At 60.6% G+C, this 25,431-nt stretch carries 23 protein-coding genes and 1 riboswitch; of the genes, 7 read left to right on the top strand and 16 right to left on the bottom strand.

From position 1 onward, the window contains the following. Positions 1 to 104 precede the first annotated feature (104 nt). A complete protein-coding gene (gene serB / locus BLS87_RS07880) occupies positions 105 to 1,322 on the bottom strand; it encodes a phosphoserine phosphatase SerB (RefSeq protein ID WP_074751801.1) in 1,218 nt (405 codons plus the stop codon). Between the two features lie 131 nt (positions 1,323 to 1,453). On the opposite strand from serB, the gene BLS87_RS07875 reads away from it, so the two are divergent. Continuing rightward, the gene (locus BLS87_RS07875; RefSeq protein WP_074751799.1) at positions 1,454 to 2,983 is read left to right on the top strand and encodes a HAMP domain-containing protein; all 1,530 of its coding nucleotides are present in this window, start codon (positions 1,454 to 1,456) and stop codon (positions 2,981 to 2,983) included. A 131-nt stretch (positions 2,984 to 3,114) separates the two neighbouring features. Here BLS87_RS07875 and BLS87_RS07870 read toward each other — a convergent pair whose 3' ends face one another. From BLS87_RS07870 to BLS87_RS07825, 11 genes are all read right to left on the bottom strand, one after another. Next, positions 3,115 to 3,822: a PqiC family protein gene (locus BLS87_RS07870; protein ID WP_074751795.1), complete on the bottom strand. Its 708-nt coding sequence runs from the start codon at positions 3,820 to 3,822 to the stop codon at positions 3,115 to 3,117. Between the two features lie 181 nt (positions 3,823 to 4,003). Continuing rightward, positions 4,004 to 6,262 carry a DNA topoisomerase IV subunit A gene (parC, locus tag BLS87_RS07865; RefSeq protein ID WP_074751793.1) on the bottom strand — a complete coding sequence of 753 codons (2,259 nt, stop codon included), beginning with the start codon at positions 6,260 to 6,262 and terminating at the stop codon, positions 4,004 to 4,006. Between the two features lie 10 nt (positions 6,263 to 6,272). Continuing rightward, positions 6,273 to 6,755, bottom strand: a complete 483-nt coding sequence (locus BLS87_RS07860; protein ID WP_208605152.1) for a retropepsin-like aspartic protease family protein — start codon at positions 6,753 to 6,755, stop codon at positions 6,273 to 6,275. A 35-nt stretch (positions 6,756 to 6,790) separates the two neighbouring features. Then, positions 6,791 to 7,768, bottom strand: coding sequence for an esterase-like activity of phytase family protein (locus BLS87_RS07855; RefSeq protein WP_074751789.1), 978 nt, complete (start codon positions 7,766 to 7,768; stop codon positions 6,791 to 6,793). Continuing rightward, a complete protein-coding gene (parE, locus tag BLS87_RS07850) occupies positions 7,768 to 9,672 on the bottom strand; it encodes a DNA topoisomerase IV subunit B (protein ID WP_074751787.1) in 1,905 nt (634 codons plus the stop codon). Before parE ends, BLS87_RS07855 begins: the two co-directional genes overlap by 1 nt. A gap of 89 nt (positions 9,673 to 9,761) precedes the next feature. Then, on the bottom strand, positions 9,762 to 10,382 hold the full coding sequence (locus BLS87_RS07845; protein ID WP_425262205.1) for a YqiA/YcfP family alpha/beta fold hydrolase: 621 nt from the start codon (positions 10,380 to 10,382) through the stop codon (positions 9,762 to 9,764). 110 nt (positions 10,383 to 10,492) lie between these two features. Continuing rightward, entirely contained in the window at positions 10,493 to 11,302 is an 810-nt protein-coding gene (gene cpdA / locus BLS87_RS07840) for a 3',5'-cyclic-AMP phosphodiesterase (RefSeq protein WP_074751785.1), read from the bottom strand. 80 nt (positions 11,303 to 11,382) lie between these two features. After that, on the bottom strand, positions 11,383 to 11,769 hold the full coding sequence (locus BLS87_RS07835) for a hypothetical protein (protein WP_074751783.1): 387 nt from the start codon (positions 11,767 to 11,769) through the stop codon (positions 11,383 to 11,385). Continuing rightward, entirely contained in the window at positions 11,766 to 12,170 is a 405-nt protein-coding gene (locus tag BLS87_RS33660) for a hypothetical protein (protein ID WP_143024329.1), read from the bottom strand. The genes BLS87_RS07835 and BLS87_RS33660 overlap by 4 nt, the downstream gene beginning before the upstream one ends. A gap of 147 nt (positions 12,171 to 12,317) precedes the next feature. After that, positions 12,318 to 12,770, bottom strand: coding sequence for a DUF1249 domain-containing protein (locus BLS87_RS07830; RefSeq protein WP_074751781.1), 453 nt, complete (start codon positions 12,768 to 12,770; stop codon positions 12,318 to 12,320). Next, positions 12,761 to 13,378: an NUDIX domain-containing protein gene (locus tag BLS87_RS07825; RefSeq protein ID WP_074751779.1), complete on the bottom strand. Its 618-nt coding sequence runs from the start codon at positions 13,376 to 13,378 to the stop codon at positions 12,761 to 12,763. Before BLS87_RS07825 ends, BLS87_RS07830 begins: the two co-directional genes overlap by 10 nt. A gap of 220 nt (positions 13,379 to 13,598) precedes the next feature. On the opposite strand from BLS87_RS07825, the gene BLS87_RS07820 reads away from it, so the two are divergent. After that, entirely contained in the window at positions 13,599 to 14,345 is a 747-nt protein-coding gene (locus BLS87_RS07820) for an RsiV family protein (RefSeq protein WP_074751777.1), read from the top strand. Here the strand turns inward: BLS87_RS07820 and cytX are convergent. Continuing rightward, entirely contained in the window at positions 14,314 to 15,603 is a 1,290-nt protein-coding gene (gene cytX / locus BLS87_RS07815; protein ID WP_074752167.1) for a putative hydroxymethylpyrimidine transporter CytX, read from the bottom strand. The genes BLS87_RS07820 and cytX overlap by 32 nt on opposite strands. Positions 15,604 to 15,770: 167 nt before the next feature. Further along, positions 15,771 to 17,672 (bottom strand): phosphomethylpyrimidine synthase ThiC, encoded by a 1,902-nt coding sequence (thiC, locus tag BLS87_RS07810; RefSeq protein WP_074751774.1) that lies wholly within the window; start codon positions 17,670 to 17,672, stop codon positions 15,771 to 15,773. A 170-nt stretch (positions 17,673 to 17,842) separates the two neighbouring features. Continuing rightward, positions 17,843 to 17,947, bottom strand: a riboswitch (TPP riboswitch). 166 nt (positions 17,948 to 18,113) lie between these two features. On the opposite strand from thiC, the gene BLS87_RS07805 reads away from it, so the two are divergent. Next, a complete protein-coding gene (locus tag BLS87_RS07805) occupies positions 18,114 to 19,553 on the top strand; it encodes a TolC family outer membrane protein (protein ID WP_074751771.1) in 1,440 nt (479 codons plus the stop codon). Between the two features lie 147 nt (positions 19,554 to 19,700). On the opposite strand, the gene waaA is transcribed toward BLS87_RS07805, so the two are convergent. After that, on the bottom strand, positions 19,701 to 20,978 hold the full coding sequence (gene waaA, locus BLS87_RS07800) for a lipid IV(A) 3-deoxy-D-manno-octulosonic acid transferase (RefSeq protein ID WP_074751767.1): 1,278 nt from the start codon (positions 20,976 to 20,978) through the stop codon (positions 19,701 to 19,703). Positions 20,979 to 20,992: 14 nt separating this feature from the next. Beyond that, entirely contained in the window at positions 20,993 to 21,877 is an 885-nt protein-coding gene (locus tag BLS87_RS07795) for a LysR family transcriptional regulator (protein ID WP_167362040.1), read from the bottom strand. 93 nt (positions 21,878 to 21,970) lie between these two features. Between BLS87_RS07795 and BLS87_RS07790 the strand changes: the two genes are divergently transcribed. The 4 genes from BLS87_RS07790 (at position 21,971) to BLS87_RS07775 (ending at position 25,358) form a co-directional block, all read left to right on the top strand. After that, complete coding sequence (locus BLS87_RS07790) at positions 21,971 to 22,303, top strand: DMT family transporter (RefSeq protein WP_074751763.1); 333 nt, start codon at positions 21,971 to 21,973, stop codon at positions 22,301 to 22,303. Between the two features lie 65 nt (positions 22,304 to 22,368). Beyond that, positions 22,369 to 23,544 (top strand): NAD(P)/FAD-dependent oxidoreductase, encoded by a 1,176-nt coding sequence (locus tag BLS87_RS07785; protein WP_074752166.1) that lies wholly within the window; start codon positions 22,369 to 22,371, stop codon positions 23,542 to 23,544. After that, on the top strand, positions 23,541 to 24,350 hold the full coding sequence (locus tag BLS87_RS07780; protein WP_074751762.1) for an aldo/keto reductase: 810 nt from the start codon (positions 23,541 to 23,543) through the stop codon (positions 24,348 to 24,350). Before BLS87_RS07785 ends, BLS87_RS07780 begins: the two co-directional genes overlap by 4 nt. 36 nt (positions 24,351 to 24,386) lie before the next feature. Beyond that, positions 24,387 to 25,358, top strand: a complete 972-nt coding sequence (locus BLS87_RS07775) for a metal ABC transporter ATPase (RefSeq protein WP_074751760.1) — start codon at positions 24,387 to 24,389, stop codon at positions 25,356 to 25,358. Positions 25,359 to 25,431: the final 73 nt, after the last annotated feature.

Raw genomic sequence — 25,431 nt, 5'->3', positions numbered from 1 at the left:
CACGGCAGGAGACGGCTTGCTGGCGAAAGCGGCAGGTCAGCGCCACTCTCCGGGTCTGGCACATCCCGTTCGCCAGCAAGCCGGCTTACACGCCATCCGTCTACTTAACGGTCACGCCCTTCCCGATCCCGAAACCCCAGCAGATACAGCACGCCATCCAGCCCCAGCGTCGAAATCGCCTGCTTGGCTGACTGCTTGACCAGCGGCTTGGCACGAAACGCGACGCCCAGCCCGGCTATCGCCAGCATCGGCAGGTCGTTCGCGCCGTCGCCGACTGCAATCGTCTGCTCCAGGCTCAAACCTTCCTTGCTGGCCAGTTCGCGCAGCAGATCGGCTTTGCGCTGTGCATCGACGATGGGCTCGACCGCGATGCCCGTGCATTTGCCATCGACCACTTCCAGCTCGTTAGCAAAGATGTAGTCGATGCCCAGCTTGGCCTGCAGCTGACGTGCGAAGTAGGTAAAGCCGCCAGACAGAATCGCGGTTTTGTAACCCAGACGCTTGAGCTCGGCAAACAGGGTCTCGGCACCTTCGGTCAGCCGCAACGACGCGCCGATTTCGTCCAGAACCTTGATGTCCAGGCCCTTGAGCAACGCCAGCCGCTCTTTGAAGCTGGCGCGGAAATCCAGCTCACCGCGCATGGCGCGCTCGGTGATCTCCGACACACGGTCCCCAACCCCATGGGCCTTGGCCAGCTCATCGATCACTTCCGCTTCGATCAGCGTCGAGTCCATGTCGAACACCGCCAGGCGGCGATTTCGACGAAACAGTGAATCCTGCTGAAACGCGATATCGACGTTCAATTCCTGAGCCACGTGCAGAAATTCGGCGCGCATCTGCTGAGCGTCGGCAGGCTCGCCGCGCACGGAAAACTCGATGCAACCCTTGCCCTTGCCGCTCGGGATATCCAGTGGCATACGTCCGGAGAGACGATCGATGCGGTCGATGTTCAGCCCGTATTTGGCGGTGATCGCGCTGACCGTCTGCAATTGTTCGGCCGTGACCTTGCGGGTCAGCAGCGTGACGATGTGCCGGTCCTTGCCCTGATCGTCGACCCAATGCTGGTAGTCGTCTTCGCTGACGTGGGTAAACAACACCTGCTGCCCCAGCTCGTCTGCCTTTATCTGGACCCGATCCAGCACAGTCGCACCGCTTTCGGTGTCCGGAATCTCGACCAGAATGCCGAACGACAGCGTGTCGTGGATCACGGCCTGACCAATATCCAGAACATCGACGCCACCGTCGGCCAGCACACCCGTAATGGCAGCCGTGAGACCCGGGCGGTCTTCACCGGTGATGTTTATCAGGACAATTTCGCGCAAGGCGCACCCCCGCAGTGGAAAAAAACCGCATTCTACTCACTTTCAGTGACCGCCGGGCACAGTGAGCGCTTTGCCGCTACTGGGTCGCTCGCTATACTGCGCCCCAACTTCTTCCAAGAGAGCCGTGCTCAGTGAACCGGCCCACGCCAGTAAAAACCGATAACTTCTTCTTGCTGATCTTCCGGGCATTGCGTCACCGACGTGTTCCGATTGCTTTGCGTATCGCCAGCCACAACGTGATCCTCGTCGCGCTGGCGCTGGTGATTTACGCCTGCGTCATGGGTTTGCAGTTCAAGCAAGCCATGCATGAACAGGCCGACGCACTGGGGCAGGCCCTGACCACGCAAACCGCGACCTCCGCCACGGAGCTGCTGGTGTCCAACGACATCCTCAGCCTCAACGTGTTGCTGGGTAACCTGGTGAAGAATCCGCTGGTCGCTCACGCCGCCATCTACAGCGTCGACAACCGCATTCTCGCGGAGGCCGGCCAGCGTCCGAAAAACGGGCTTCTGGGTGAGGCCGAAGGCCTTTACGAGATCAAGGTCACGTTCCAGGACGTCGTCGCAGGCACGCTTCGCATCAGCCTGGACATGAGCCAGTTCCAGCAACCCTTGACCATCAGCCTTCAAAGCATGGGCATTCTTGCCGGGATTCTGCTCGCACTCGCACTGGCCTTGAGCCTGCGCCTGGGGCGGCATATTTCGACCCCCATGCTGCAACTGCGCATGTGGTTGCGCTACATCGACCCGTACACCCCGGCGACTGACCGTCAGGACGAGATCGGCGACCTGGCGCGCCAGCTCAAGGCGTCCTATGCGCCGCCTGAGCCGGAACCCGCCCCTGTTCCGGAGCCTGAGCACGTCGACGAGGAGGAAGACGCTTCGCCCGAGTTCGATACCAGCGACCTGAACGACACGGAATTCGACGACTCGCCCAAGCCGCGCGCCACCGCTATCCCTGCCCGCCGTATCGTGGCCGAGGAAGACGAGGACGACGAAGAAGATCCGTTCGCCGACCTGCGTGACCACTCGCCTGCCGTCCAGAAGCCTGCTCCACGCCCTGTGCTGCCTGTCGTGCCGTCCCAGCCGCAATACAGCGCCGTGCTGGCCGTCCAGCTGGGCTCGCAAGAGCAACTCCGTCGCCTGCCCCGCGCCCGTCTGACCGAGTTGCTGGAACGTTATCGCGACTGCATCGATCAGGCCGCCTCGCTCTACGACAGCGAACTGCACACCCTGAACGACGGCAGCTCTCTGATGGTCTTCAGTACGCAGGACAGCGGTGACGACTACCTGACCAACGCGATTTGCTGCGGCGAGTTGTTGCGCGCCCTCAGCCACGCGCTGCAGATCGAAGTCGCGGACAGCGGCATCACGCTGCAATTGCAGCTGGGCCTGACCCTCGGTGAAGGCCTGCACGGCATGAACCAGATCGACCTGCTGCTGACCGAAACCGCACAGGACGCACTGGCCTTGTCGCAGCATAGCCGCAACCTGCTGCTGGTCGAGCGCAAGATCAGCGAAGACCACACTATCCGTCAGCGTGCCCGCATCCGCCCGATCGCAAGTCCGGAAGGCGCCAGCTGCGTAGAGCGCCTGATGGAGCCCTACCCGTCGATGCTTGAACGTCAGCTTGCACGCATGCACGAGGCGCGTAAGGCCTGATTGTCTGGAAGGACAGGGCGTGGCTTGAATACCTACCTTGATGGCCTGCGGGCCATCAAGGTAGCGATCCCAACCCAGGCAACACCCACAAAAAAGCCCGCATCGCTGCGGGCTTTTTGTTTGCGCTTGATTTAGAAGCGGAACACTTCCAGATCAGTGCGGATCGGAGAAGCCATCGGAATCTTTGGCTTGTCCTGGTCGGTACGGGTCTTGGCAGGCTGAGCGGCTTTCTTTGGCTCTTCAGCGACCAATGGCTGACTCGCAACCGGTTTGACGGCAGCGCTCAGCTGTTCGGCCAGACGTTGCAGCAACACGCCCTGAGCCTTGACCTGTGCTGCAGAAGTACCGGCATGCGGCTCTTCCAAATGAATCAGCTTGCTGTCGCGGACAGTGCCACGACGGTCCAACAGGCGCCATTGTGCGTCCAGGACCGCTGGCTGATTCTCACCCGAATCCAGACGCGTGATCGACAGCACGACTTGAACGTCTGGTGTGAAGTTGGCGGCCGCTGGCGCCATAACCACACGCTGGCTGTCGAGCTTCCACGCCAATTGGCGCAGGAGCAGTTGATCGATATCAGCAGACAAACTGCCCGCCCAACGACCGTCTGTCGAGGCGGTCAGGCTACCGTCAGCTTGACGCTGCAGTAATGTTTCACGTTGCAGATAGTCAGCAACGGAGACCGGGCCCAGCAAAACCGCAACCCCGGCACTTTGTTTAGGTTGCCCGGGATCGCCACTGTCCAGTTGGTAGAGCGATGTAGGTTGATGAACGCTGCACCCGGCCAAACCCAGAACGCCGGTCAACAACAGAACAAATGGAACGCGTAGAAAATTCATCATTCCGTCCAAGTGGAGGCCGCACGGCGCGCCACACTGTCAAAGACTCAAGAAAACATGAAGGCACACAGCCACGCCCGCACCTCAAGACGACATATCATCCGTGAATATGCGCGATGACTCCAGCGATTCTGCGTCGATCTTCGTGACGAAACGAAGATCGAGCACTGAAATCTGCTGTTTACGTAGCGCTTTCCACCAACAACGCGTCTACGCGCTGGAAGCCTCGCGGTAGCTTATTGCCACGTCGCCCACGCTCACCTTTGTAGTGCTCGAGGTCGTCCGGCTTCAGAGACAGCGTACGCTTGCCCGCTTGCAGCACCAGGGTCGCGCCCTCGGGAATGACGGCCAGATCGGTCACGTATTCCTCACGGCTCGCCACGCGCTCGCCCGGAATCCCGATGATCTTGTTGCCCTTGCCTTTGCCCAGTTGCGGCAGGTCGCTGATCTTGAACACCAGCAGACGACCTTCCGTCGTGACAGCGGCCAGCCAGTTCTGCTCACGATCAGGAACAGGCCGCGGCAGGATGACTTTTGCGCCGTTCGGGAGGCTCAACAACGCCTTGCCCGCCTTGTTCTTGGCCTGCAAGTCTTCGCCTTTGACCACGAAGCCGTAGCCCGCATCGGAGGCGATGACGTACAGCGCCTCATCATCCGGCAGTAACACGCACTCGAAGGTCGCCGCAGGTGGCGGTGTCAGACGGCCGGTCAACGGGTCACCCTGACCCCGTGCCGATGGCAGCGTGTGCGCCGCCAGCGAGTAGCTGCGCCCGGTGGAGTCGATAAACACGGCGAACTGGTTGGAACGTCCCGCCGCCGCCGCTTTGAAGCCATCCCCCGCTTTGTATGAAAGCCCTGTTGCGTCGATGTCATGACCCTTGGCGCAACGCACCCAGCCTTTTTCCGACAGAACGACAGTCACAGGCTCAGTCGGCATCAGTTCGTTTTCAGACAGCGCTTTGGCTTCAGCGCGCGCGACAATCGGCGAGCGGCGGTCGTCGCCATAGGTTTGGGCGTCGGCGAGCAGTTCGGTACGGACCAGCTTGCGCAGCTTGGTCTCGCTGCCCAGCAGGGCCAGCAGCTTGGCTTGTTCCTTGAGCAGTTCATCCTGCTCGCTGCGCAGCTTCATCTCTTCCAGACGCGCCAATTGACGCAGACGGGTGTCGAGGATGTAGTCCGCCTGGATTTCCGACAGGTCGAAACGCGCGATCAGCTCGGCTTTCGGGTGCTCGGCGGTCCGAATGATGTGGATCACTTCGTCCAGATTCAGGTAGGCGGTGAGCAAACCTTCCAACAGGTGCAGGCGGCGTTCGACCTTGTCCAGACGGAACTGCAGACGGCGACGCACCGTGGTGATCCGGAACTGCAACCATTCAGACAGCAGCGCTTTCAGGTTCTTGAGCTGCGGCTTGCCGTCCAGACCGATGATGTTGATGTTCACGCGGTAGCTGGATTCAAGCTCCGTAGTCGCGAACAGGTGCTGCATCAACTCTTCTGGATCGACGCGGTTGGAACGCGGAATGATCACGATCCGGCACGGATGCTCGTGGTCGGATTCGTCACGCAGGTCGGCGACCATCGGCAGTTTCTTGGCCTGCATCTGCCCGGCGATCTGCTCCAGCACCTTGGCGCCGGACACCTGGTGCGGCAGCGCCGTGACCACGATGTCGCCATCTTCGACGCGATACACGGCGCGCATGCGCACCGAGCCACGGCCGGTTTCGTAAATTTTCAGCAGGTCAGCGCGCGGCGTGATGATTTCCGCTTCGGTCGGATAATCCGGCCCTTGAACGTGCTCGCACAGCTCCTCGATGGTGGCTTTTGGCTCGTCCAGCAGGCGCACGCAAGCGGAAGCGACCTCGCGAAGGTTGTGCGGCGGAACGTCGGTCGCCATGCCCACGGCGATGCCGGTGGTGCCGTTGAGCAGGATGTTCGGCAAACGCGCCGGCAAAACGGCAGGTTCATCCAGCGTGCCGTCGAAGTTCGGCACCCAGTCCGCCGTGCCTTGGCCCAGCTCGGTGAGCAACACTTCGGAGTAGCGCGACAGACGGGCTTCGGTGTAACGCATGGCCGCGAAGGACTTGGGATCATCCGGCGCACCCCAGTTGCCCTGGCCGTCCACCAGCGTGTAGCGATAGCTGAAAGACTGCGCCATCAGCACCATGGCTTCGTAGCAGGCCGAATCGCCGTGCGGGTGAAACTTACCGAGCACATCACCGACGGTACGCGCCGATTTCTTGTGCTTGGCGTCGGCGTCCAGACCCAACTCGCTCATGGCGTAGATAATGCGCCGCTGTACGGGCTTCAAGCCGTCACCGATGTGCGGCAGGGCGCGGTCCATGATCACGTACATCGAGTAGTTGAGATAGGCCTGTTCGGTGAAGTCAGCCAGTGACCGGCGTTCTACGCCGTCCAGGCTGAGGTCAAGGGAGTCGCTCATGCGGGCCTCATCATTTTGTCGTCTGACGCAGCAGCAATGTGCCACCGCGCTGTGTGAATTCGAGTTGTTTAACGGCGCTCATACCCAGCAGCACCTCGTCTCCGTCCAGACCGGGCACCACCAGGGCGCGCACGTTATTCAGGACGATATCGCCGATCTGCAATCGCTGCAGCGTGGTCCGAAAGGCTTCCGTACGACCGTTGGCCGTGCTGACCTCGACCCTGGCGCCGCGCTCAAGCCGCAATGTGTCTGCAACGGCCTCCGGAATCGCGACATTGGTCGCGCCCGTATCGAGCATGAACTGCACGGGACGCGCATTGATCTGCCCCGTCATGACGAAATGCCCTTGGCGATTGCTCGCCAGTTGCACTTCGACGTATCCGTCACCGTGTTCAGAGGTGACGTGGGTGTTCGGATTTTCCTGACGTTGCTCCCACTCACCAAAAAACCGCGTCGCCAGAAACAGCGCCGCGGCCCAGGCAATGATCAGCATCAGGCGTCCGGCGCGCTTGCCGGGAAGCGCCTGAGTCAAGGCTTCGCACTCCAGCCACCTTCAGGCGCGGCAAAGCGCCACACAATGGGCCGCTTTTCACCATCGGCGCGAACACCGAAATTGTTGTCGGTTCCGACCCAGGCGCCCTTGTCGTCCACGATCAGGGCTTCGGTCAGGCCGTATTTCTGATCGTAAAGCCGGTTGGGTTGCAGTGCCTCCTTGGCAAACGACCAGCAGGTTTCCAACTGACCGGTTTCCAGGGTGCGCCGACAGATGCGATACGCCGCGCGTTCAAGGGTGAACAGCTTGCCCTTGTACAGCGAGATGTCGGAAAAATCCTTGGCGACCGACTTGCCCCCTAACTGCGGAGGCAAGACGTCAGTGCCCGACTCCACCCGCAGAATGCAACTGGCATCGCAGGCCCAACCGTCCTTGCCCAGATGCGCGGTCAACAGCCCGCGTTTCTCACGCTCTGCGGCCAGCCACAACCGGTCCCCTGCAGGACTGACGGCAATGCCTTCGAAAATCGCATTGAAGTGCTGCAGCATGCCGGCGGATTGCGCCTCCTGAACCACCTTTTTCGGCAGCTCCAGCCAGCTTGGCGCGCCATTGACCGGGACCTTCAGCACCGTCGCGTAGGCCTCGCTCACCAGATAGCGATTACCGGCCGCATCACAGCTCACCCCTTCGAAATCCAGATCGCCACCACGAACCAGTGCGGACGCCTTGGCCATAGCGCGCAGCGTCGGTGATAAGCCGCTGTCGGGAATCGGCGGAATATCGAGGACCTGCGCCCGGGCCTTCCAGACGGTCGCTGAGGTATCGAGGCTGTACAGCAACGTGTCGTCGCGGTCCGACACCGTCCACAGCACACCGTTACACGACGCCAGACCGGACAGGTTTCCGCCAATCATGTCGTCGACCGGGTGCTCGGAAAGCAGCTTGAGCTCCGGCAGCGGCGCTGCGAAGACGGGAGTGGCGACCAGCAACAACGCGGCCAATCCGCCTCGCATCAAACCAGCACCTCGGCGAGGTTGCCCTTGGACTCAAGCCAGGTCTTGCGGTCGCCCGCGCGCTTTTTGGCCAGCAGCATGTCCATCATCTCCGAAGTCGCTTCGAAATCATCCAGCGTCAGCTGGACCAGACGACGGGTGTTCGGGTCCATGGTGGTTTCACGCAACTGCGGCGGGTTCATTTCACCCAGGCCTTTGAATCGGGTGACCTGTGGCTTGCCGCGCTTCTTCTCAGCGACCAGGCGATCAAGAATGCCATCACGCTCGGCCTCGTCGAGGGCGTAATAAATCTCTTTGCCCAAGTCGATGCGATACAGCGGCGGCATTGCGACGTAAACGTGCCCAGCATCGACCAGAGGGCGGAAATGCTGGACGAATAAGGCGCACAACAGCGTCGCGATGTGCAGGCCGTCGGAGTCGGCGTCGGCGAGGATGCAGATCTTGCCGTAACGCAGCTGGCTCATGTCCGCTGCGCCCGGATCGACACCGATCGCGACCGCGATGTTGTGCACTTCCTGACTGGCGAGCACTTCGCCGCCGTCGACTTCCCAGGTGTTCAGAATTTTCCCGCGCAGCGGCAGGATGGCCTGGAATTCTTTGTCCCGCGCCTGCTTGGCGGAACCGCCTGCGGAATCACCCTCGACCAGAAACAGTTCGGCGCGCATCGGGTCCTGCCCCGCGCAATCCGCCAGTTTCCCCGGCAATGCAGGGCCCTGGGTGATGCGCTTGCGTTCGACCTTCTTGCTCGCCTTGAGACGACGACCGGCGTTGTTGATTGCCAGTTCGGCCAGCTGCATGCCCATTTCCGGGTGCGCGTTGAGCCACAGGCTGAAAGCGTCTTTGACCACGCCGGAGACGAACGCCGCCGCTTCGCGGGATGACAGTCGCTCCTTGGTCTGACCTGAGAACTGCGGCTCCTGCATCTTCATCGACAGCACGAACGCGATGCGCTCCCAGACGTCTTCCGGCGCCAGCTTGACGCCACGCGGCAGCAGGTTGCGGAACTCGCAGAATTCGCGCATTGCATCGAGCAGGCCCTGACGCAAGCCGTTGACGTGCGTGCCGCCCTGCGCGGTCGGGATCAGGTTGACGTAGCTTTCCTGAACGCTGTCGCCGCCTTCCGGCAGCCATAGCAACGCCCAGTCAACCGCTTCTTTGTTGCCCGCGAATGCGCCACAGAAGGGCTCGTCCGGCAGGCGAAGGAAGTCAGTGACCGAATCCTGCAGGTACGAGCGCAGGCCGTCTTCGTAATGCCACTCGACTTTCTCGCCGGTGCTTTTGTCTTCGAAGCTGACCAGCAACCCGGGACACAAAACGGCTTTGGCTTTCAGGACGTGCTTGAGGCGACTGACGGAAAACTTCGGGCTGTCGAAGTACTTGGGGTCCGGCGCGAAATACACGCTGGTGCCGGTGTTGCGCTTGCCTACCGTGCCGACGACCGCCAGTTCGCTGGCCTTGAAGCCGTCGGCAAAGGTCATTTCGTATTCGTTGCCATCACGCTTGACCCGCACCCGCACCTGGGTCGAGAGCGCGTTGACCACGGAAATCCCCACGCCGTGCAAACCGCCGGAAAACTGGTAGTTCTTGTTGGAAAACTTACCGCCCGCGTGAAGTTTGGTGAGGATCAACTCGACGCCCGACACGCCCTCTTCCGGGTGAATGTCCACCGGCATGCCGCGGCCGTCATCGGCCACTTCCAGGGAGTTGTCGGCGTGGAGGATTACCTGAACCGATCTGGCGTGGCCGGCCAGGGCTTCGTCGACGCTGTTGTCGATGACTTCCTGGGCGAGGTGGTTCGGCCGCGTGGTGTCGGTGTACATGCCCGGCCGCTTGCGGACCGGGTCGAGGCCCGAGAGGACTTCGATGGCGTCTGCGTTATAAGAGCTAGCGCTGGGATTGGCCATGGGGTCTCGTCATCAAGTCGTTCATGAAATTTCGGAGTGACACTGTTCTACATGTTTGTTTCAGCAAAAGCTCGGTCCGGACGCGTTATTCACAGCGCCGACACGTCGATCGCCTGCAAAAGCGCCGGGGCGAAACCGGCAAAGCTCAGCAAGGCAGGCAGCTTCGAGATAAAACCCTGAAAGCTGTGATCACCGCCACCTTCGATGCGCAGGGCGCAGGCCCGGTAAAACGCTTGGGCGCGCCGGTAATCCAGCGTCTCGTCACCGGTCTGCAACCACACCTGGATGCGCTGCGGATCCTGTGGGGCGGGCACTTCAAGCTCAGCCAGCGCGTCTACGTGATCATGCGTCAGCTCCCAGCGTTCGCCGGTATACAGGTTTTGTTGGGTGCCCAGAAAACCGTCGAACAACTGATGCGGGTTGACTGCAGGATTGATCAGCACAGCCTTCAGGCCATGCCGCTCAGCCAGGTGAGTCGCATAGTAGCCGCCGAGCGAGCTGCCGACCAGCAGTGGCCGACCGCCCAGTTCCTCGATGGCGCTCTCCAGTTGCGCCAACGCCTGACGCGGATGATGGTGCAGCTCTGGCACTCGCAACTGCTCGCTCAACCCCAGGGTTTTCATCAGTTCAGCCAGCTGTGTGGCTTTTTTCGACATCGCCGAGCTGTTCAAACCGTGTATATAAAGAAGCGTCGGGTGATCCTGGTTCACGCGGTTATCTCCAGAAGCAGCGCATCAACACGCAAAGCCACGCAGTTTACAGGGACAACCGGGGGAAAACTCGTTTGTTGATCAACCGCTGGGGGCTCGAAGCATTTCCATTAATAACCGGCACCGCTGAGGTCGACCTCGAACAGACTGGGGTCAATCCGCGAGACGCCCGTTTCGACACGGCCGTCATCGTGCAGCCGCAACCAGCGATAACCCGGCGCCAGCGCGTCGAGCCTGAAATCCTCACTGTTGGGCGCGAACTGAATGCAGGTGGACGGCGACGCCATCAACCTCAAGCCGTCACGTTGCTGGTCGTATTCCTGATGCACATGACCCCAGAGCAGCGCCCGAGCGTGTGGAAAACGTTCCAGCACCGAGAACAGCGCCTCCGGGTTACGCAGCCCGATCGGCTCCATCCATGCCGCGCCAATGGGCACCGGATGATGGTGCAGGCAGACCAAATGATGACGTTGCGGGGCTTCGCTCAATGCCTGGGCGAGCAGTTGCAGTTGTTTGTCTTCGAGATAACCCGGCACCGAGCCTGAAACGGCAGAGTCCAGCATCGTGATACGCCAATTTCCGACGTCCACGACAGGCTCAAGAAAGTCACTCTGCTGAGCGGCAATCGCCATTTCCCGAAGTTCGTCATGGTTGCCAGGCAGCCAGCGTTTGGGCGCGGACAGGCGTTCACTCGACTCACGAAACGCCTGATACGACTCGATGGAGCCATCCTGGGACAAATCGCCGGTGGCGAGCACCAGGTCGATGTCCAGCTGCTCGGCCAGCACCCGATCAACGACGGCGTTCAGGCTGTCGCGCGTGGCCATGCCCAAGAGCTTGCCGTCCGCTTCAGCAAACAGGTGACTGTCCGACAGTTGCACCACCAGGACGGAGGACGAATTCAGAGGTGTGCTCGGCAATGGCCATCTCCTTGAGCAGGTATGGCCGGATTATGGTGGCTGGAGCGCCGACGGGCAAATGCCGAAGTGAGCGGCAGCTCTCAGTTATCACGCCCGGGACTTCGAGCACGCCAATAATTGCTTATCCTCCGGAACATTTTGTCGGCGTAGTAACCACCAAGGGGAAAGCCGATTGCTCCACTTAGAAAAAGCCAAGGTAAGACTTTTTCATAGCTGGTATCAGGAAAAAAGAACATCAGGGGTGTAGGACCAATCAACCCTGCCGACATCCCGCCTACGCCTCCCAATGACCAGCCCCATGAGACGTAACGCGATATTGATGCGCCCAAAAGAAAGCCCGTCAAGAATACAGATCCGGTAGCGAGCGCCGACGCTGGCTCACCGGGCGGAACAAAGAAAATCTCGAAGAAAAAATTGACGACCGCGCCTATAACGACACCATAGACGATTAGTTTTATTAGTTTCATTCCCACCTCGCGGGGCAGTTACTAAAGATCGAATCCTCCGCCCCACCCGCCAGGAAAATATCTTCTACATAACTCACGCAATTACTGGGAATAGCAAGCCAATACCATATATTGGCACTTAGCGATTCAATTTTTCTTTGAGCACCTTCGGGATTGGGAATGTGGACCCTGCGCCTGAAAAGTTCAGTCTTCCCTCCCTCTTTCGAATATCGTTGGTAACCCGCTTCAGTGAGGTGAAAGGGCCGATTCCAACCATGAACATGAAAGTAGTGATAACCAGCCTTTAGTAAAGCATGGCCACAAAAATTCATCCCATCACCACTCACAACCACTAGCCAAGTGTCATTCCAATCAAACGGAATTGCATGACAGGAATAAAGATGAGTTCCAAGATAAGCCATGAGCACGACCTCAAAGAAAAGATCGTGCAAACCTAGCTTTAGGAAAGCTAAAAAATAAAGCCAAAAAACAGCGCAACACAACTTTCAGAAACAGCCTACAAGGCGGGAAGACTTGAGAGTCAAGCTAAATGGAAAAGCCCTACAACTTCAGCGCACCGACTCAAACTCATGCCCGCACGCCAGGCAGTGACTCAACCATTCCCCCAGGAAGAGATTGAGCTGGGCCTTTTCATCCGGTTGATGCATATCGGCATTGGGGTACGGGTAGATGCCGCGGAAACGCCGAGCGTGTTCGGCGCCGATGACTTCCGCCATGCGCGCGTCATGATAAACCTGTACTTCCAGAACGGGCACCGGCAGCCATGGCAGGCTGTGTTCCTGGCGCACTTGCAGCGTGGTGGTGTACGGACAGTCGAGAATCACTTCGACCGCCAGCACGCCCAGCATCTGATCGCCTTGGGTGACGGCCACCCGGCGGGAACGTTGTTCATTGCGCATGTCAGGTAACAAACGCATCAAGCGCGCGTAGTTCGCCTCACAGGCTGCTTGCAGCCCGGCAAGGTCGACACGGTAGCGCTCGCGCAGAAGATTCACGACCACAGCCCCCTGATTTCGGCGCGATTAAGCGCCAGCCACTGTATTGCGATGATAGCTGCCGCGTTGACAATGCGTCCGTCTTTCACGGCTTGCATCGCGTCATCGAATGACCAGACCGACACACGGATGTCCTCGGCCTCTTCCTCCAGCCCGTGCAACCCACCAGCCCCCTCGCTTTCACATTTACCCAGGTACAAATGAACGAATTCGTTACTGCCACCGGGCGACGGAAAGTATTTGGTAATCGGCCACAACGCGCTGAAGACAAGCCCAGCTTCCTCCTCTCCTTCGCGGTGAGCAACCTCTTCAGGCTCCTCTTTTTTGTCGATCAGGCCGGCGACCATTTCGATCAGCCACGGGTTGGAATGCTTGCCGATCACGCCAACACGGAACTGCTCGATCAACACCACTTCGTCTCGCCGGGCGTCGTAGGGCAGAACGCAGACAGCGTCGTGACGCACAAACAGTTCGCGCTTGATTTCCGGGCTCATGCCGCCGTCGAACAGCTCGTGGCGCAGGTGCAGACGGTCCAGCTGATAGAACCCCTTGAAGCAGGTTTCACGGTGCGTGATCTCGTGCTTCGTCGGCGTCGATTTAGTCGTGTCGGTCATACATTTCTCACTGCTGAGCACTTGAGTCTTCGCGCCATCCTAACGTGCCAACACGCGGGATGCAGCCCCTCGTTCGGGCAAAACAGGCACTCAGGGTAGACGAGGGCAAGCGAAAGGCACTCTAATCCGTCCAGTGGCGAACTGATTGCGCCACACGTAGTCGAAGCTGGTTGCCGTTACTGCTCAGTGATGGCCCTTTATGCCAACGCCAAGGATCAACATGTCGTTTCTGAAGATCATTTCACTGGCCTGCCTGGCCCTGATACTGGGCGCCTGCCAGAGCCTTTTCCAGCCCAATTATCGCAGTCCGCTGACCGTTCAGCGCGACGCATCCGAATTGGTCAAACCCGGCTGCAGCACCGACGACTGCCCGCTGGTGAACATCGACACCGTGCACTTCCCGGACGAGCCGAAACTGGACGCCATCACCCAGCGGACCCTGCTGCAACTGACGCGCAGCGATACCGACGGCCCGGTACCGCCGACGCTCAAGGATTATCAAGAGCAATTCCTGAGCCGCGCCCAGCCACGCAACAGCAGCTATCTGCAGGCAAAAGTACGCGAGCAGCATGACGGTATCGTGGTGGTCGAGCTGTCGAGCTATCTGGACACCGGCGGTGCCCACGGCAATCCGGGCCGCGCCTTCATCAACTACTCCCGCCAGCAACAACGCGTCCTGACACTGAGCGACATGCTGGTGCCGGGCCAGGAAGCGGCGTTCTGGGACAAAGCCGAACTCGCCCATCAGGCCTGGCAGATCAGCACCAAGCTGGACAAGGACACCGAGTTCCAGAAGATGTGGCCATTCAAGCGAACTTCCAACGTCGCCCTGACGTACGGTGCAGTGATCCTGAAATACCCGGTCACCACGATCGCCCCCTACGCCATGGGCCACATCGAGCTGAAGATTCCTTACCCTCAGCTCAACGGCATCATCAAGCCGGAACTGTTCCCCGGCCGGAGCTGATCGCTTTACTCAACACCAGTTGCAACACGCCGGCCACGATGAGGGCCGGCAGTGTTGCACCGACGTTCGGGTACAGATTCGCAAGCACGTGGTAGGTGGCGATGCCGCCCACCCAGGCCAGCAAGGTCATCCAGCGTAATCCCACTGTCGCGGCGCCATGGCTGCGACGACGCAGGATGAAGTGATCCACCAGCACGACGCCGAACAGTGGCGCAAACACCGAGCCAATCAGCAGCAGGAAATTCTGGTATTGCGCCAACGGCGCGAAGCAGGCGATCAGCGTGCAGAGAATGCCGATGGCCAACGCCAGATGCTCGACCTTGGCTTTCAACAGAATCCCGCTGGAGACCGCTGCCGAGTGAATGTCGGCGAATGCGTTTTCCGATTCGTCGAGCAGGATCAATAGCAACGGAATGCCCATGCCCGCGCCGGCCAGCGCCAGCAACAACGCATTCGCTTCACCGCTTGGCGCGAACGCCAGGGTGTAGGCGACGCCCAGTGTCATCAACCAGAAGTTGCCCAGGAAAAAGCCCAGCACGGTGCCACCGAAGACGCCGGTTGCGCGCTTGCCGAATCGGGAATAGTCGGCAATCAGCGGCAACCAGGAGAGCGGCATGGCGATCGCGATGTCGAAACCGACGGCGAACGGCAGCGAACCGTCTCCGGCGCGTGCCCACAACGCCGACAGGTCGGCTTTGGCGAACAGGTTCCAGGTCAGCCAGACGCACGCGGCGAGCAACAACCAGATGCCCCACTTGCGCAAAATCTGCCGCACGAAGGTGAGCGGTCCGCTGACGGCGAGCAGGGTGGCGAGCGCGCCGAAGATCAACGTCCAGAGCAGCGGGTTGGCCCACAGGCTGGAGGCTGAAAACGCACCCGCGCCAAGCAGACTGGCCGCGTCACGCATGACGATGATTTCGAATGAACCCCAGCCCACCAGTTGCAGCAGGTTGAGAATCGCAGGCAGCGCCGCGCCCTTGCTGCCCAGGCTGAGTTTGAGCGCGGCCATGGACGAAAGGCCCGTGTCGCTGCCGATCACGCCAACCGCCGCGAGCAGCAGAACGCCCACCAGCGTGCCGAGGAAGATCGCCAGCATCGAGCCGGACATTCCCAGCCCCGGCGCCAGCAGCGCGCCGGTCTGCAGGACCATCAGGCCGATGCCGAGGGAAAACCACAGGGAAAACAGATCGCGACCGCCAAAGACCCGCTTGCTGGCGGGGACGGGGATATCAGGTGAGTAAGTGCCGGGTGTGTTCACGTTGTTATCTCGGAGGAACATTTTTAGTTATTTGCGGGGAATCCGCCTGATGATCGTTCCCACGCTGCGCATTGGAATGCATGCCCGGACGCTCCGCGTCCCCTGTGACGCGGAGCATCACCAAAGGCATTACCCCGCAGAGCGTGGGAACGATCAATCGTCAGGCCTTAAACCTTCTTGTAAAGCTGACTGCCTTCCTGCTTGAACCGCTCGGCCTGCTCACGCATGCCCTCGGCCACCGACAGGTCCACCGTCTCGATCTTCTGGTTGGCCGCGTAGTCGCGGACTTCCTGGGTGATCTTCATCGAGCAGAATTTCGGCCCGCACATCGAGCAGAAATGCGCGACCTTGGCCGAGTCCTTCGGCAGGGTTTCGTCGTGGTAGGCACGTGCCGTGTCCGGGTCCAGACCGAGGTTGAACTGGTCTTCCCAGCGGAACTCGAAGCGCGCCTTGCTCAAGGCATTGTCGCGAATCTGCGCGCCCGGATGCCCTTTCGCCAGGTCAGCGGCGTGGGCCGCGATCTTGTACGTAATGATCCCGGTCTTCACGTCATCCTTATTGGGCAGACCCAAGTGTTCCTTCGGCGTCACGTAGCACAGCATCGCGCACCCGAACCAGCCGATCATGGCCGCCCCGATGCCCGAGGTAATGTGGTCGTAACCCGGTGCGATGTCGGTGGTCAGCGGGCCTAGGGTGTAGAACGGCGCCTCGTCACAGCACTCCAGCTGCTTGTCCATGTTCTCTTTGATCAACTGCATCGGCACGTGGCCGGGGCCTTCGATCATGCATTGCACGTCGTGCTTCCAGGCGATCTTGGTCAGCTCGCCAAGGGTTTCCAGCTCGCCGAATTGCGCTTCGTCGTTGGCATCGGCAATCGAGCCCGGACGCAGGCCGTCACCCAGCGAGAAGCTGACGTCGTAGGCCTTCATGATTTCGCAGATTTCGTCGAAGTGCGTGTAGAGGAAGTTTTCCTTGTGGTGCGCCAGGCACCACTTGGCCATGATCGAACCGCCCCGGCTGACGATCCCGGTGACGCGCTTCGCGGTCAGCGGCACGTAGCGCAGCAGCACGCCAGCGTGAATGGTGAAGTAGTCGACGCCCTGCTCCGCTTGCTCGATCAGCGTGTCGCGGAACAGCTCCCACGTCAGGTCCTCGGCCACACCGCCGACCTTCTCCAGCGCCTGATAAATCGGCACGGTGCCGATCGGCACCGGCGAGTTGCGGATGATCCACTCGCGGGTTTCGTGAATGTGTTTGCCGGTGGACAAGTCCATCACGGTGTCAGAACCCCAGCGAATGCCCCACGTCAGCTTGGCCACTTCTTCTTCGATGGACGAACCCAGCGCACTGTTGCCGATGTTGCCGTTGATCTTCACCAGGAAGTTACGGCCGATGATCATCGGCTCCAGCTCAACGTGGTTGATGTTGGCTGGAATGATCGCGCGGCCGCGGGCAATTTCCTCGCGCACGAACTCAGGGGTGATCTCTTTCGGAATGCTCGCGCCGAAACTGTGACCGGCGTGCTGCTGCTTCAACAGGCCGGCGGCGCGGGCCTCTTGCAGCTTCATGTTCTCGCGGATGGCGACGTATTCCATCTCGGCGGTGATGATGCCCTGACGCGCATAGTGCATCTGGCTGACGTTCGCACCGGCCTTGGCCCGACGCGGGTTGCGCACATGGGCGAAACGCAGCTTGGTCAGTTCGGCATCGGCCAGGCGCTGCTGACCAAAGTTGGAACTCAGACCGTCGAGACGCTCGGTATCGCCACGGGATTCGATCCATGCCGAGCGGACATCGCCCAGGCCTTTGCGCACATCAATGACGACGTTGGGATCGGTGTAGGGCCCTGAGGTGTCGTACACGCAAACCGGCGCATTAATCTCGCCGTCGCTATTTGTCCCTGAGAAACCGGTAGGCGTGACGTCCAGACTGATCTCTCGCATGGGAACACGGATGTCAGGACGGGAGCCCTGAACGTAGATTTTCTGCGAGCGGGTGAACGGTTGAACCGACCCCGAATCGACCTGGGCGGACTCACTCAGATTGGCGTTTTTTAGTCTTGTGCTCATCACGGGCTCTCCAGACATCATATTGCGGCGCAATGGATTGTCGGAGCTTGAGCCTGATTCGAACGGACGGAGGCACCCTGAGACGACACGGATGCTGAGAATCGAATAACGAGGGCTGTTCAGAAAATGAACAATGACGACCCCGGACGACACTCAAGAGGACTCGCCGGGAGACGAGAAATCTTGTTCCCTACGCAGGCGCTAACCTGATCAGGTTCAACGGGATCCGGATTATCCGATCTCAGCCTCATATCAAGGCACCCCGACAAGAACGGCGTCAGTCTAGTCGCGAGGCAGGGCAAACGCCAAGCGCGGAATTCAAACGCGCGTTAAATGGCCGTTTTACCCGATTGTTGCGGCAATCTTCTGGAACTACACTCGCTACGCGGCGCCAAAGGCGTCTGGACTTGTTCTGGCGACAACTATTACTAGGGAATGTCTATGCTGCGCAAACTTTCACTGGCCATTGCCGTATCGTGTGCTTCGAGTGCAGTGGCCGGAGCAGCCGACATGCCGCTGCCGACCAAAACCGGGCTGGTAAGCGTTTATCAGGAAGCGGTGAACAACAACGCCGATCTGGCCGCAGCCCGCGCCAGCTATGACGCCCAGAAGGAAATCGTTCCCCAGGCCCGCGCCGGCCTGCTGCCGAACATCTCCGGCGGCGCTGATGTGAACAATACGCGCACCAAAATCGACGAGCCGTCTGCGGTCATCAATCGCAGTGGCACGGTGTATCGCGCAACGTTGAGCCAGCCGATCTTCCGCGCCGACCGCTGGTTCCAGCTCAAGGCCGCCAAGGACGTGAACGAGCAGGCCATGCTGCAGCTCTCGGCCACGGAACAGAATCTGATTTTGCAGAGTGCCGAGGATTACTTTTCGGTCCTGCGCGCGCAGGACAACCTGGCCTCGACCAAAGCCGAAGAAGCCGCGTTCAAGCGTCAGCTGGATCAGGCCAACGAACGCTTCGACGTCGGCCTCTCGGACAAGACCGACGTGCTTCAGGCTCAGGCCAGCTACGACACGGCGCGCGCGGCGCGGATTGTCGCCAAGCGTCAGGTCGACGACGCCTTTCAGGCCCTGGTGACCCTGACCAACCGCGAGTACAACTCCATTGAAGGCATCGTGCACACGCTGCCCGTGCTCGCGCCCTCGCCCAATGACGCCAAGTCGTGGGTCGACACGGCGGCTCAGCAGAACCTGAATCTGCTGGCCAGCAATTACGCCGTCAGCGCCGCCGAAGAAACCCTGCGCCAACGCAAGGCCGGGCATGCGCCCACGGTCGATGCGGTGGCTCAATACGAAAAAGGCGACAACGACCCGTTGGGCTTCACCAACCCGAACTACACCGGGCAGAGTTTCCACGGCAGCGTCGAGCAACGCACCATTGGCTTGCAGGTGAACATCCCGATCTACAGCGGCGGCCTGACCAGTTCGCAAGTGCGCGAAGCCTACGCCCGCCTGGGCCAGACCGAGCAACAGCGTGAAGGCCTGCGTCGTCAGGTGGTGGAAAACACGCGAAACCTGCATCGTGCGGTGAACACCGACGTCGAACAGGTCCAGGCGCGCAAACAGTCGATCATCTCGAACCAGAGTGCGCTGGAAGCCACGGAAATCGGTTACCAGGTGGGGACTCGCAACATCGTCGACGTGCTGGATGCTCAGCGCCAGCTGTATGCGTCGGTGCGTGATTACAACAACACCCGGTACGACTACATCCTCGACAACCTGCGCTTGAAGCAAGCCGCCGGGACGTTGAGTCCTGGGGATCTGCAGGACCTTTCGCGCTACCTCAAGCCCGACTACAACCCGGACAAAGATTTCCTGCCGCCGGACCTGGCGAAGGAAGCGGCGAAGAATTTCGAGCGGCCGACTGAGCGGTAAGACGATACTGCTGGAAAACACGCAGCGCCCTGTGGGAGCGAATTCATTCGCGAGGGGGCCGTACAGGCGATAGATGTCTATTGGCTGTACAACCGCATCGCGAATAAATTCGCTCCCACAGGTTATTCCTACATTCGGACGACCGGGTCAGGCATCAATCAACCGACCAATCCCGTCCAGCAACTTCTGCAACGCGCCCTGATTGGCCTTCATGACCGCCAGCCCAGCATCAGCCATGGCCATCGCTTGCTCTGGCTGCTCGATAAGCCGCTGCACCGCAGCCGCCAATCCTGCCGCATCACTGACCTCTTCCAACGCCCCGGCACTGCGCAGCATCGCGGCGATTTCCAGAAAGTTAAACAGGTGCGGGCCGCTCAGCACCGGCTTGTCCAGCGCGGCGGGCTCCAGCAGGTTGTGCCCGCCATTGGGCACCAGGCTGCCGCCGACGAACGCGATATCGGCCAGAGCATAGAGGTACAGCAGCTCACCCATGGTGTCGCCGACCAGGACGGACGTTTCGCTGAACACGGGTTCCGCCCTCGAACGGCGAACGCTGTTGAATCCTTGCTGCCGGCTCAATTCGAACACGCTGTCGAAGCGTTCGGGATGACGCGGCACCAGAATCAACAGCGCATCAGGATGGCTGGTCAACAGCTCGCGGTGAGCAGACAACACGACCTCGTCTTCGCCCGCGTGAGTGCTCGCAGCAATCCACACCGGACGTTGCGCGGTCTGCCACGCTTCGCGTTGCTGCGCTGCGCGCGCCAGCAATTGCGGGTCAATGGTGAGGTCAAACTTGATCGAACCCGTCACGGTCACGCACGCCGGGCGGGCGCCCAAGTCACGAAAACGCTGTGCTTCGGTTTCGGTTTGCACGGCGATCAGGCTCATTTCAGCCAGCATCGGTCGGGTGAGCCCGGCGAAGCGTCCGTAACCCCGTGCGGAACGCTCTGACAGTCGCGCATTCGCAAGAACCGTCGCGATGCCACGTTTCGCACACTGATGAATGTGATTGGGCCACAGCTCCGTTTCCATGATCACGCCGATTTTGGGCTGGATGTGATCGAGAAAACGCCCGGCTGCCCACGGAAAGTCATACGGCAGATAGCAGTGCTGAACGCGCGGCTCGTTGGCGAACATCGACTGGATGCGCTCCGAACCGGTGGGCGTCATGCAAGTGATGGTGATCGGCAGCTGTGGATAGCGTGCCAGCAAGGCCCGAATCATCGGCGCGGCGGCGATGCTCTCCCCCACCGAAACCGCGTGAACCCAGATGCCGCCACGCTGCATCGGCGGCAGTCCACGGGCAAAACGCTCACCGATACGTTGCGCGTAAGCAGGCGCCTTGCGAGCGCGAAGCCACAGACGCAGTGCAATCAGAGGCAGGCCAAGGTGAAACAGGACGGTATAGAGGGTTCTATTCATGGGCGCGGAGTTTATCAGCCAATGGCCTTCAAATGATGAGTGAAACACTCGGCCAACCAACGTGCTGCCGGCCCCAATGGTTCGTCACGGCGCCAGACCATTTCAACCACCAGCGCCGGGGGCGTCCACTCGCTGCTCAACTCGATCATCTGGTTCTGGTAGGTCGGGTATTGCACCACGTGCCGAGGCAGCCAGGCCCAGCCCAGACCTCGCATCAGCAGCTCGGCCATGACGTAGAAGCTGTCGGCTCGCCACACCTGCGGGCTCAACTGTTCGCCGCCGGGATAACCACTTTGCTGCGGCGCGATGAGCAATTGCCGATGCCGCGCCAGTTGCTGGCGGGTAATCAGCGGTTCGCTGGCCAGCGGATGATCGACTGCGCAAACAGTCACCATCTCCACACTGCCCAGCACCCGCCGTTCGAGGGCTTCAGGCATCTGTTCGTGATGAAAAAGCAGACCAAGGTCGGCACGCCGCTCCAGCAGCTTGCGCGCGACATCACCCTGCGCGCCGCTGGCCAGTTGCACTTCGACACTGGGGAAGCGCTCATCGAGAGCCTCCAGACTGTCGAGTACAGGCTGGTAAGGCATGGCCTCGTCGTGTGCGAGCCGCAGCCGCGCCTCCTGCCCGCGCATCAACGCCAGCGCCCGGCCGTCGAGGCGCTCGCACTGGCGCAACAGCTCTCGCGCCTCTTCGAGCAACGCACCGCCCGCTTCCGTCAGGCGCGGCTGACGACCGCTGCTGCGATCGAACAGGCTCACCCCGAGGTCGGTCTCGAGCAGGGCAATCGCATTGCTCACGGCGGATTGCGCACGCCGGGAGTCCCGCGCCACCGCTGAAAACGAGCGCTGATCGGCGACACTGACAAATAGCCTGATCTGTTCGAGGTTCCACTGCATGGCCACGCAACCTATCTTCCAGAGAGATGGGTAATGACTTTACCCCATCTGGGCAATCGCTAGAATCCGCAGCATTGAAGAGGAGTTTTCATCATGTCCGCCTACTACCTGCTCGCCATCGCCATCTGCGCCGAAGTCATCGCCACCGTTTCCATGAAAGCCGTCAAAGGTCTGAGCACCCCGCTGCCGCTGCTGCTGGTGATCGTCGGTTACGCAGTGGCGTTCTGGATGCTCACGCTGGTGGTGCGCAGCATTCCGGTGGGCGTGGCCTACGCGGTCTGGGCCGGCATGGGCATCGTCATGGTGAGCATCGCCGCACTGTTCATCTATGGCCAGAAACTCGACCTGCCCGCCATCGCCGGCATGGGGCTGATCGTGGCGGGGGTTGTGGTCATTCAGCTGTTCTCAAAAACAGCAGGCCATTAAAGGGAGGTCATTGAAAAGCGGCTTCCCCTATAATGGCGCGATTCGTTTCGCCATTTGAGGTGCTCATGCCATCCGCCATTTCCACTGACGTTCTGATTGTCGGCGCAGGCGTAGCCGGTCTCTGGCTCAATGCCCGCCTGCGTCGTCAGGGTTTCTCGACCGTCGTGGTGGAAAGCGCCAGCCTCGGCGGCGGGCAGACGTTCAAATCCCAGGGGATCATTCACGGCGGCGCCAAATATGCACTGCATGGGGCGTTGTCGGGTGCGTCCGAAGCCATCGCCGACATGCCGCGTCGCTGGCGTGAAGCCTTGTCCGGCAAGGGTGAGTTGAACCTGTCGGGTGTACGACTGCTTTCCGAAGCCCACTATCTCTGGTCACCGGGCACCATCGCCGGCAACCTCACCAGCTTCTTCGCCAGCAAGGCGGTGCGTGGCCGTGTCGATCAGGTCAAAGGCACCGACTTGCCTCCCGCCCTTCAGGACCCACGTTTCAAGGGCAAGGTCTATCGCCTTGCGGAGCTGGTGATCGACGTCCCGAGCCTGATCGAACGACTTGCAGAACTGGCCGGAGACAGCTTGCTGGCCGGCGAAAAGATCGAGCCGCTGCTGCACGAAGGTGAACTGGTCGGCCTGCGCGTCGACGGTCGCGACATTCATGCACAGCGTGTGGTGCTGAGCGCAGGGGAAGGCACCGCCGACCTGCTCAAAGCGCTGAACATTAATCACCCCGCCATGCAGCGTCGTCCGCTGCACATGGTCATGGTCAAAGGCCCGACGCTCAAACCGCTGTACGCGCACTGCCTGGGCGGTGGCCCGAAGCCGAGGATCACGGTGACCACGCACCCGGCGGCCAATGGCGAGTGGGTCTGGTACCTGGGCGGCGATATTTCCGAAGCGGAAGGCGTTGCCCGAAATCCAGCCGAGCAAATCGCCGCGGCCAGAAAAGAACTCGCTCATCTGCTGCCTTGGGTCGACCTCAGTCAGGCGCAGTTCGCCACGCTGCGCGTGGACCGTGCCGAGCCTCAACAAACCGGCCTGGTGCGCCCGGACAATGCGTTTCTGGATGCTCAGGGTCGGCTGATGGTGGGATGGCCGACCAAGCTGGCGCTGGCGCCCGACTTTGCTGATCGTGTGCTGGCCTCGCTGTCGCGGGACGACATTCATCCGATCCCGCAACCGCCTTACAAGGATCTGCCAAGACCGCCGCTCGCCAAACCTGTGTGGGATGTCCTGCTGCCATGAAAACTTTGCACGATCTGCATCGACCGTTGGGCAGCCTCGGCATCAACGTCTCCCCCATCGGGCTGGGGACGGTCAAGCTGGGTCGCGATCAGGGCGTCAAATACCCCAACGGCTTCACGATCCCGGACGACCATGAAGCGCAGATGCTGCTCAAGCTGGCGCGGGATCTGGGCATCAACCTGATCGACACCGCGCCCGCCTACGGCCGCAGCGAAGAGCGCCTCGGTCCGCTGTTGCGCGGCCAGCGTCAGGACTGGGTCATTGTCAGCAAAGTCGGCGAGGAGTTCGAAGCGGGGCAGTCGCGCCACGACTTCACCGCCGCCCACACGCGCCTCTCGGTGGAACGCAGCCTCAAGCGCCTGGAGACTGACTTCATCGATCTGGTGCTGGTGCATTCCGACGGCAACGACCTGCATGTCCTGAATCAATGCGATGTCTATCTAACGCTGGCGGACTTGAAACGCGAAGGCAAAATTCGTGGCTTCGGTTTTTCAGGCAAAACCGTCGAGGGCGGTCTGCTGGCGTTGCAGGACGGCGATTGCGCAATGGTCACCTACAACCTCAATGAACACGCCGAAAAACCGGTCCTCGACTACGCTGCTGCACACCATAAAGGGATTTTGATCAAAAAAGCGTTGGCCAGCGGGCACGTTTGCCTCAGTCCCGGTGTCGATCCAGTGCAGGCCAGTTTCGAGCTGCTGTTTGAGCATCCTGGCGTCACCGGTGCTATCGTCGGGACCATCAATCCACTGCATCTGGCCCATAACGTGGCAACTGCCGCTGAAGTGATTCGCCGTCGAGCCTGATCCGGGCGGCCGACCCCAACGCAAGAAGGAGCCGATATGCCGAGAACCCTGATTCGGAAAAACCCCAGCAACTTCAAAACCCTGCCGTTATTCGTCGAAGCCACTCCCGAGAGCCTGAGCTACCAGAGCGTCGGGATGCCGCTGAATTTCTCCCAGACCCTGCTGCGTCGGCGCAAGATCGAGGTGGAGAACAGCGAGCGTTTTTCCACCGAACTGGCCAACCTCGGAGTGTCGGTACGGCTGACCCTCAACTGGCAGAATCGCGATTACTGGGTGTTGGTGCGTCAGCGTCGCCAGGACCGTGGCGACGTCGTCTTGAAATTGATCTCCGGGTACGTCCCGGCGCATGAACTGAACCTGCCGCTGCACACGGCCATCCAGGAAGTGGCCGAGGAATGCCTGATCGAAACACCGCAGGGCTGGCTCGGCGGGCGTTTCAACGATACATGGCTGCCTGCGCCGTATGCCGCAGCGCTTCATTATCGCGAAGCCATGCCCTTTCGTTTGAGCCCGCTGTCGGGCGCCGCGCGACCTGTACGGTGCGGCAGCATGACGTTGATCGAGCGCCCGCGCGCTTACGTTCACCTGCCGACCGCGTCGTTGCAACTGATCTACGACATGCGCCTGGAAGTCCCGAAGGAGGCGCGCCCGCTGAGCCTCTTCCATGTGGACGAAGCGCTGGAAAACGACCAACTGGTGGCGCGACTCAACCGAAGCAAACCGGATCTGTACCTGATGCCGCTGGAAAACGGCTCGCCGCTGCCGGAGCTTTACACCCTCAAGAACGACAAGCTCTCCCCTGCGGGTACGCGGGGCCTGTATCTGGCCGAAAGCTTTGCAGCTCAGGACGGTTGGGTGGTGAGGGACGAGCGCATTCGCTGGAAGGACTGGTTGTTACAACAGGGAATGACACCGCCGAAACCGAAGAAGACCGGCATCAAGCGTCGCTTGAAAGTGGGTGCCAAGCAGCTGCTGCGCATTGCGCGGCAGAAGCTGCATAAAACTTGATCCAGCGTCGCGGGCCTTGCTCAGCTGTAGGAGCGCGCTTGCCCGCGATTGCTATTTGGCCGGATACATTTGT

Source organism: Pseudomonas abietaniphila, assembly GCF_900100795.1.
Taxonomy (GTDB): Bacteria; Pseudomonadota; Gammaproteobacteria; order Pseudomonadales; family Pseudomonadaceae; genus Aquipseudomonas; species Aquipseudomonas abietaniphila.
The sequence above is the reverse complement of the archived record's forward strand: the minus strand, read 5'-3'. Positions and strand labels throughout refer to the sequence as shown.

What these genes read in the sequence shown, in the direction of transcription:
- BLS87_RS07870 (WP_074751795.1), bottom strand. Translation starts at nt 3,822, where the DNA reads ATGAATTTTCTACGCGTTCCATTTGTTCTGTTGTTGACCGGCGTTCTG.
- parC (WP_074751793.1), bottom strand. Translation starts at nt 6,262, where the DNA reads ATGAGCGACTCCCTTGACCTCAGCCTGGACGGCGTAGAACGCCGGTCA.
- BLS87_RS07860 (WP_208605152.1), bottom strand. Translation starts at nt 6,755, where the DNA reads ATGCTGATCATTGCCTGGGCCGCGGCGCTGTTTCTGGCGACGCGGTTT.
- BLS87_RS07855 (WP_074751789.1), bottom strand. Translation starts at nt 7,768, where the DNA reads ATGCGAGGCGGATTGGCCGCGTTGTTGCTGGTCGCCACTCCCGTCTTC.
- parE (WP_074751787.1), bottom strand. Translation starts at nt 9,672, where the DNA reads ATGGCCAATCCCAGCGCTAGCTCTTATAACGCAGACGCCATCGAAGTC.
- BLS87_RS07835 (WP_074751783.1), bottom strand. Translation starts at nt 11,769, where the DNA reads ATGAAACTAATAAAACTAATCGTCTATGGTGTCGTTATAGGCGCGGTC.
- BLS87_RS33660 (WP_143024329.1), bottom strand. Translation starts at nt 12,170, where the DNA reads ATGGCTTATCTTGGAACTCATCTTTATTCCTGTCATGCAATTCCGTTT.
- BLS87_RS07825 (WP_074751779.1), bottom strand. Translation starts at nt 13,378, where the DNA reads ATGACCGACACGACTAAATCGACGCCGACGAAGCACGAGATCACGCAC.
- BLS87_RS07820 (WP_074751777.1), top strand. Translation starts at nt 13,599, where the DNA reads ATGTCGTTTCTGAAGATCATTTCACTGGCCTGCCTGGCCCTGATACTG.
- thiC (WP_074751774.1), bottom strand. Translation starts at nt 17,672, where the DNA reads ATGAGCACAAGACTAAAAAACGCCAATCTGAGTGAGTCCGCCCAGGTC.
- BLS87_RS07805 (WP_074751771.1), top strand. Translation starts at nt 18,114, where the DNA reads ATGCTGCGCAAACTTTCACTGGCCATTGCCGTATCGTGTGCTTCGAGT.
- waaA (WP_074751767.1), bottom strand. Translation starts at nt 20,978, where the DNA reads ATGAATAGAACCCTCTATACCGTCCTGTTTCACCTTGGCCTGCCTCTG.
- BLS87_RS07795 (WP_167362040.1), bottom strand. Translation starts at nt 21,877, where the DNA reads ATGCAGTGGAACCTCGAACAGATCAGGCTATTTGTCAGTGTCGCCGAT.
- BLS87_RS07790 (WP_074751763.1), top strand. Translation starts at nt 21,971, where the DNA reads ATGTCCGCCTACTACCTGCTCGCCATCGCCATCTGCGCCGAAGTCATC.
- BLS87_RS07785 (WP_074752166.1), top strand. Translation starts at nt 22,369, where the DNA reads ATGCCATCCGCCATTTCCACTGACGTTCTGATTGTCGGCGCAGGCGTA.
- BLS87_RS07780 (WP_074751762.1), top strand. Translation starts at nt 23,541, where the DNA reads ATGAAAACTTTGCACGATCTGCATCGACCGTTGGGCAGCCTCGGCATC.
- BLS87_RS07775 (WP_074751760.1), top strand. Translation starts at nt 24,387, where the DNA reads ATGCCGAGAACCCTGATTCGGAAAAACCCCAGCAACTTCAAAACCCTG.